This is a genomic window from Mesorhizobium sp. M2D.F.Ca.ET.226.01.1.1 (genome assembly GCF_004022705.2).
Classification (GTDB): Bacteria; Pseudomonadota; Alphaproteobacteria; order Rhizobiales; family Rhizobiaceae; genus Mesorhizobium.
On sequence record NZ_RZOY02000020.1, the window covers coordinates 69213 to 76694 of the forward strand.

The window sequence follows — 7482 nt, forward strand, 5'->3', positions numbered from 1 at the left end:
ATATGACCGGCAAAATAACCGCGCTTGACCTTGTCCAAGCGGAGCTCAGCGAGGCGACGAAGGCCTATTTCGCCAAATGCCGGGAGAAGCTCGGCCTCGTGCCCAACGTGCTTCTCGCCTACGCCTTCGACGAGAAGAAGCTGCGCGCCTTCACCGACATGTACAACGACCTGATGCTGGGCGAGTCCGGCCTGTCCAAGCTGGAGCGCGAGATGATCGCCGTGGTCGTCTCTTCGATCAACCACTGCTACTACTGCCTGACCGCGCATGGCGCGGCGGTGCGTCAGCTGTCGGGCGAGCCGGCGCTCGGCGAGATGATGGTGATGAATTTTCGTGCCGCCGAGCTGTCGGATCGCCAGCGCGCCATGCTGGAATTCGCGGTCAAGCTGACGGAAGAGCCGGCCAGGATCGTCGAGGCAGACCGCGCCGCGCTACGTAAGACCGGGTTCAGCGACCGCGACATCTGGGACATCGCCTCGACCGCCGCCTTCTTCAATATGTCGAACCGGGTGGCAGCCGCCGTCGACATGCGGCCGAACCCCGAATACCACGCAATGGCCAGGTAGCGATCGCCGCCATTATATATTGGCGGGTTCGAATTTTTCGTTGCCCACTCTGCCTTTTGGTCCGATGATAAGCACTGCGGCGCAGCCCGCATGTCCATCATTGCGGCACCGCCGCATATCCACGATTGCAGCGCAGCTGCATATCGGATTGCAGCGAAGCTGCATATCAACAATTGCGGCACTGCCGCATATCGCAAGCGGCGTGGCCGCATGCCGGTTCGACGCCGCCGACAAGGGAGCAGAACATGGCGAAATTTCTCTATGTCTATCATGGCTCCGGCAAAATGCCGACCGACGAAGCTGAGCGGAAATCGGCGATGGATGCCTGGACCGGCTGGTACGGCAAGCTCGGCTCGGCCGTGGTCGACGGCGGCAATCCGGTCGGCATGTCGAAGACGGTGCTGCCCAGCGGCAAGGTCGAGAACAATGGCGGCAGCAATCCGACCGCCGGCTATACAATCGTCGAGGCCAAGGACATCGACGATGCCGTCGCCAAGGCCAAGGAGTGCCCGATCCTCATGGACCCTGCCTTCAGCGTCGAGATCGCGCCGATCATCGAAATGATGTGAGGCCGGCTGCTTATCGCGCCGCGATCGCCGCGGCGGCGCCTGCCATCGTCGTGGCGCTGACGCGGTTGGCGATCTTCATGGCGCGCTTGCTCTTCAAGAGCCGGCGCGCCTGGGAAGCGGCCAGTACCCAGGCAAGGTCGATGACCACCAGCACGATCGCCATGGTGAGCGTCAGCTCGACCCAGCCGACCACGCTGACCGAGGCAAGATCGATGATGGTCGGCAGCAGCGCCAGATAGAACATCATGATCTTCGGATTGCCGAGCGTTACCGCCATGCCGGCGAAGAACAGTTTCAGGGCCGAATCCTCGCGCGGCATCTCGCCTTCCCTGGCCTCGACCGGCGCCATCCACATCTTGAACGCCAGATAAGCAAGGTAGGCCACACCCACCCACTTCACGACGACGAAGGCGTAATGAAAGGTCTGTGCCACGACGGCGAGCCCGAACACCGCCAGCGACAGCCAGATTCCTTCGCCGATCCACATCGCCAGCAGGAACGGAAAGACATCGCGAAATCCCTTCGAGATGACGCGTGCCACCAATGCCGCGATCGACGGCCCCGGCGAGCCGGCGGCGACAAACAAAGCGGCGGCGAAGATCAGCAGCGAGGCGAGATGCATGGGGCGTTTCCTACGGGATGGGAACAAAAGGTACCCGATCAGGACGGATTTGACACGCCCGGCAACGGGTTCGCGTTGAGGATGGAGACAATAGCTGCCAACCTCGGCGCCGCCCCTCATCCGCCGTTCGGGCACCTTCTCCCCGTAAACGGGGCGAAGGACGCTCTCGCTGCCGGTTTCGCCAATCACCGGAGCGCCAGCATCGCGGCCAGCCCTCTTCTCCCCGTTCACGAGGAGAAGGTGCCGGCAGGCGGATGAGGGGCAGCGCCGACGCTGACTATTGGTGCTCTTGCCGTCCCCTTCAGCCTTGCCTAGAAGACCCCCCTACATCTATTTTCGAGCATCACTTTGCCTCAGTAACCGCCGGTCTCGCCAACTCCTCTGAATGCACCGCAGGCGCAGCTTTAGCGGCCCTGCATCCTTATTCATGTGTTCTTCAGGCGGCGGTTCGAGACCGGTTTGGCATTGCTGAGCCGCCGCGTGTGATCCACGCCGACGCCTGACTTCCACCTTTCGCCACGCCGTGCCCATGAGGGGCATCTCGGACATTGCCGGCCTGACGGACTTCCCGACGGGAAGGGCCTACCGGCATGTCTTCTACCTTGTTTGTCCGCTGGACGATCGCGCCCGCAATCGCGCCACGACCTCTCATCAACTGCAACCGCTGCGGTGGCGTCAGGCCATACAAATACAGCGAGAAATTCCGCGTCAATGCCAACGGCAAACGCATCGACGTTTGGCTGATCTATCGCTGCACAGGCTGCGACAACTCGTGGAACCGCACCATCCTCGAGCGTTGCAACCGCCGCGACATCGAGCCGGCGCTGCTTGCGGCGTTCGAAAGCAACGACCCGGCATTCGTGCGTCGGCACGCCTTCGATACGGTAGCGCTACGAAGCCGGATCGGACGGATCGAGGAATTTCCCGATGTTGCGGTCCGAAAGGAACTGCTGGACGGCAGGCCGGAATGCGCGGTCGCGCTTTCGCTTGAGCTTCGGCTTGATGCCGCGACGTCCTTGCGGCTCGACCGCCTGCTTGCCGGCGAGTTGGGCATCTCGCGTTCAAGGCTGCAGGTCTGGGAGGAACGGCGATTGCTCATAGTCAGCCCGGATGGCGGCCGGGCCTGGCGCAAGCCGGTGCGCGACGGCGCGACGATCCGCATCGACCTTGCCGGCGAGGCGGACCGCGGCGCGATTGTCGGCGCCGCATGCGACTGAAATGAAAAGGGAGGGAGCATTGCTCCCTACCTCGATGACTGCTTGGGGCGAAACTTACGCCGCGCCCATCACCTTGGCGGCCTTCTCGAAACGCTTGCGCTCGTTCGGGTCGAGATAGAGCTTGCGGAGCCGAATGGTCTTCGGCGTCACCTCGACCAGCTCGTCGTCCTGGATCCAGGCCAGCGCCCGCTCCAGCGTCATGCGGATCGGCGGCGTCAGCTTCACTGCCTCGTCCTTGCCGGCGGCGCGGATGTTGGTGAGCTTCTTGCCCTTCAGCACATTCACTTCGAGGTCGTTGTCACGCGAATGGATGCCGATGATCATGCCCTGATAGACCTTGACGCCCGGATCGATGATCATCGGGCCGCGGTCTTCGAGGTTCCACATCGCGTAGGCGACGGACTCGCCCTGTTCGTTGGAGATCAGCACGCCATTGGTGCGGCCGGGCAGCTCGCCCTTATAGGGCTCATAGGCGAAGAACAGCCGGTTCATCACCGCGGTGCCGCGCGTGTCGGTCAAAAGCTCCGACTGGTAGCCGATCAGGCCGCGCGTCGGCGCGTGGAAAACGAGACGCTGGCGGTTGCCGCCGGAGGGACGCAGCTCGACCATTTCGGCCTTGCGCTCCGACATCTTCTGCACGACGACGCCGGCATGCTCCTCGTCGACGTCGATGACGACTTCCTCGACCGGTTCCAGCAGCTGGCCGTCATCGCCCTTCTGCATGACGACGCGCGGACGCGACACGGCAAGCTCGAAACCCTCGCGGCGCATCGTCTCGATCAGCACCGCGAGCTGCAATTCGCCGCGGCCGGAGACGAAGAATGAGTCCTTTTCCGCCGATTCCTCGATCTTCAGCGCGACATTGCCCTCTGCCTCGCGCAGCAGGCGGTCGCGAATGACGCGGCTGGTCACTTTGTCGCCCTCGGTGCCGGCAAGCGGGCTGTCATTGACGAGGAAGGACATGGTCACGGTCGGCGGGTCGATCGGCTGCGCGTGCAGCGGCTCGCTCACCGACGGATCGCAGAACGTGTCGGCGACCGTGCCCTTCGACAGGCCGGCGATCGCCACGATGTCGCCCGCATGGGCTTCGTCGATCGGCTGGCGCTCGAGGCCGCGGAAAGCGAGGATTTTTGAGACGCGGCCGGTCTCGATCTGCGTGCCGTCATGGTGCAGCACCTTGACCGCCTGGTTGGCCTTCAGCGAGCCGCTCTCGATGCGGCCGGTGATGATGCGGCCGAGGAAGGGATTGGCCTCGAGGATGGTGCCGATCATGCGGAACGGACCGGGATGGACCGTCGGCGCCGGCACATGCTTGACGACGAGGTCGAACAGCGGCGCCAGGCCCTGGTCCTTCGGGCCTTCGGGGTTTTCCGACACCCAGCCGTCGCGGCCCGAACCGTAAAGGATCGGGAAGTCGAGCTGCTCGTCGGTGGCGTCCAGCGCCGCGAAAAGGTCGAACACCTCGTTCACCACCTCGATATGGCGGGCGTCCGGGCGGTCGATCTTGTTGATGACGACGATCGGACGCAAGCCCACTTTCAACGCCTTGCCGACAACGAACTTGGTCTGTGGCATCGGCCCTTCGGCGGCGTCGACGAGCACGATCGCCGAATCCACCATCGACAGGATGCGCTCGACCTCGCCGCCGAAATCAGCGTGTCCGGGGGTGTCAACGATGTTGATGCGGGTGCCGTGCCAGTCGACCGAGGTCGCCTTGGCCAGGATGGTGATGCCGCGCTCTTTTTCGAGGTCGTTGGAATCCATGGCGCGCTCGGCGACGCGCTGGTTGTCGCGGAAGGCGCCGGACTGTTTCAGAAGCTGGTCGACGAGCGTGGTTTTGCCATGGTCGACGTGCGCGATGATCGCGATATTGCGGAGGTTCATTTGTCTGGTCTCGGGAACGTTGCAGGCAGCAGGCTCAAAAAGCGCCGCCTTTTTCGGTTGCGCGGCTCATACAGGGTTTTTCGCAATTGCGAAAGGGGAGGCCCGACCCCAAATGAATGGTCACTGATTCTTAAACGTCTTGGTGTGAAATGAATCCGTTAACCAAGGCGGAACCTTTGAGGGGCCGGGCAGTTCGATGTTGATGAGCGATCAGATGTCCAGATTGCGTCCGGTTTTTGCGTGGGCGGCGCTTGGCCTGCTCCTCGCGGCGGGCGCCGCGCAGTCGGCGGCCGCGCTCAGGGAAGCCGACCCGATCTCGCCGCCCGACGCCAAAACGGCGCAGCAGATGTTCGCCGATGCCCCCGATGGCGTCGACCCGATCGTCACCGGCCCGGTCAGCGCCGCCTTCAAGCAGCGCCAGAAGGACGCCAACTGCGACACCGCGGTTTGGCCGAACATTCCCCGGGCTTGTTATCCGGATTGATCTTGCCTTTGCAATAACACGCCACAGTCGCGATCCTTCGCGCCCCCCTCTGGCCTGCCGGCCATCTCCCCCACTTGGGGGGAGATCAGCAGCTTCGGCGCCTCACTCATTCCTGCAGCGTTGACGATTGGCGAAAGCAATGGTGACGGCCATCCTCCCCCCAAGTGGGGGAGATGCCCGCAGGGCAGAGGGGGGCGCTGTCCCGCCGGCGTACCTTTTTTGTAACGGCTCGCCTTACGCGGATCGCACCGGATCGAGCGTGACCTTATAGAGCTCGTTGTCGTCGCGATCCATCAGCCGCACAGTGAGCTGTTCGGTTGCACCCGAAATATCGACCAGGCCGAAGAACTGCAGGCCGGCCGACGGCGGCAGGTTCTGGCCCTGCTCGGCGGTCGGCGCCTTGATGAACCTCAGCTCGGGCCCGAAGGTCATGTCGAGGCCGTTCGGGCCGAAAGTGCCGGCGTGGATCGGGCCGGAGACGAATTCCCAGAATGGATTGAAATCCTGGAACTGCGCCTTGTCGGGGTTGTAGTAATGCGCCGCGGTGTAGTGCACGTCGGCGGTGAGCCAGACCGTGTTGGTGATGCCGGCAGTCTTGATGAAGCGCAGCACATCGGCGAATTCGAGCTCGCGGCCCTTCGGCGCGCCATTGTCGTTGTTGCTGACGGCCTCGAAGCCGACCTTCTTGGCTGCATCGTCCCACACGACCAGGCTGAGCGGCATGTCGGCGGCGATGATCTTCCAGGTCGCCTTGGAGTTGGCCAGTTCCCGCTTCAGCCATTTGGACTGCTCCTCGCCGATCATGCGCGACTTCGGCGTCAGCGTTTCATCCAGATTGGCGCCGTTCGGGCCGCGATAGGAGCGCATGTCGAGGAAGAAGACGTCGAGCAGCGGTCCATGCGAGATCTTGCGGTAGACGCGGCCCGGCTCCGACGGCTCGTAGCGGATGGTGGTCATCTCGTGGAAGGCGCGCGCCGCCCGCGCCGCCAGCACGTGGATCGACTTTTCCTTGTAACGGTCGTCCTTGCTGAGGTCCTTCGAGTCCGACCAGTTGTTCAGCACCTCATGGTCGTCCCACTGGTAGAAGGTCGGGCAGATCGCGCTCAGCGCCAGCACGTTCTTGTCCATCATGTTGTACTTCCACTGCTCGCGATACTCGTCCAGCGTCTCGGCGACCTTGCGCTTGCCGTCGAGCATGATGACGTTCTTCCACTTGCCGCCGCCGGGCAGGTCGACCTCGTCCTTCAGCACGCCGTCGGCATAGATCGTGTCGCCCGAATGCAGGAAGAAGTCAGGTGTGTGCTTGGCGATGGTCGCATAGGTCTTCATGCCGGTCTCGTCGATGCCCCAGCCCTGGCCGGCGGTGTCGCCCGACCAGGCGAAGCGCACGTCGCGCTTCGAGGACGGCGCGGTGCGGAAACGGCCGACGATCGGCTCGGAGACGGCATTGATGTCGGAAAGATCGGCCGCGACCATGCGGTAAAAGATGTCCTGGTCGGAGGCGAGGTCGGTCAGCAGCCGCTTCGCCGTGTAATCGCTGGCCGGCGACGTATCGAGCGGCGCGAGCCTAGTGGCGTTGGCAAAGCTTTCGGTGGTCGAGACTTCATACATGACCCGCGCCGGGCGGTCGGTACGGGTCCAGACCATGCCGGAGGTCGCATCGACATCGCCGGACTGGACGCCATGCGTGAAGGCCGGGCGCTGGCTGGCACGCGAATAATAAGGCAGGGCGAGCCCGGAGGCGCCGACAAGGCCAAAGGCGCTGGCCGAGGTAACGAAAGCGCGGCGGGTGATGGAAAGCTTGTTCATGGCTGTCTCCGGGATGGCGTCGAACGGGACCGCCAAGCTCTCGCCTGAATGTTTCAGGCATGTCTCGGAACCATGAAGTTTTGATAACAGTGCAGCGCTTTCCTTCTCCCCTTGTGGGCCTGTTGCACAGTCATCGCGACCTAGCGCGCGGAGCGGTTTGGCCGTGAGGTCTCGCTCTGTTTTGGCTCTTGGGGTGGAGTTTGAGGGTGGCGATGCGGCCTTAGGCCGGATGCTGGACGCACCTATGGCGTGATGGCGGCCCATCGGCGCATGTTGAAGGCGATCGCTGCCATCGTCACTTGGGCTGCGGCCTTGGCCAGTCCGACATAGC

Annotated in this window: 7 protein-coding genes; 4 read left to right on the forward strand and 3 right to left on the reverse strand. The window is 63.4% G+C overall.

Annotated elements, in window-relative coordinates:
* Positions 1 to 2: 2 nt before the first annotated feature.
* Positions 3 to 566, forward strand: coding sequence for a peroxidase-related enzyme (locus EN869_RS31320; protein ID WP_127230419.1), 564 nt, complete (start codon positions 3 to 5; stop codon positions 564 to 566).
* Positions 567 to 811: 245 nt separating this feature from the next.
* Entirely contained in the window at positions 812 to 1135 is a 324-nt protein-coding gene (locus EN869_RS31325; protein ID WP_127230418.1) for a hypothetical protein, read from the forward strand.
* Positions 1136 to 1145: 10 nt separating this feature from the next.
* On the opposite strand, the gene EN869_RS31330 is transcribed toward EN869_RS31325, so the two are convergent.
* Positions 1146 to 1757 carry a LysE family translocator gene (locus EN869_RS31330; RefSeq protein ID WP_127230417.1) on the reverse strand — a complete coding sequence of 204 codons (612 nt, stop codon included), beginning with the start codon at positions 1755 to 1757 and terminating at the stop codon, positions 1146 to 1148.
* A 590-nt stretch (positions 1758 to 2347) separates the two neighbouring features.
* Between EN869_RS31330 and EN869_RS31335 the strand changes: the two genes are divergently transcribed.
* Positions 2348 to 2974: a DUF1062 domain-containing protein gene (locus EN869_RS31335; protein ID WP_127230416.1), complete on the forward strand. Its 627-nt coding sequence runs from the start codon at positions 2348 to 2350 to the stop codon at positions 2972 to 2974.
* Positions 2975 to 3028: 54 nt separating this feature from the next.
* On the opposite strand, the gene typA is transcribed toward EN869_RS31335, so the two are convergent.
* Positions 3029 to 4858 (reverse strand): translational GTPase TypA, encoded by a 1830-nt coding sequence (gene typA, locus EN869_RS31340; protein WP_127230415.1) that lies wholly within the window; start codon positions 4856 to 4858, stop codon positions 3029 to 3031.
* Between the two features lie 214 nt (positions 4859 to 5072).
* On the opposite strand from typA, the gene EN869_RS31345 reads away from it, so the two are divergent.
* On the forward strand, positions 5073 to 5342 hold the full coding sequence (locus EN869_RS31345) for a hypothetical protein (RefSeq protein WP_245489654.1): 270 nt from the start codon (positions 5073 to 5075) through the stop codon (positions 5340 to 5342).
* A gap of 234 nt (positions 5343 to 5576) precedes the next feature.
* On the opposite strand, the gene EN869_RS31355 is transcribed toward EN869_RS31345, so the two are convergent.
* Positions 5577 to 7151: an alkaline phosphatase gene (locus EN869_RS31355; protein WP_127230413.1), complete on the reverse strand. Its 1575-nt coding sequence runs from the start codon at positions 7149 to 7151 to the stop codon at positions 5577 to 5579.
* Between the last annotated feature and the right edge of the window lie 331 nt (positions 7152 to 7482).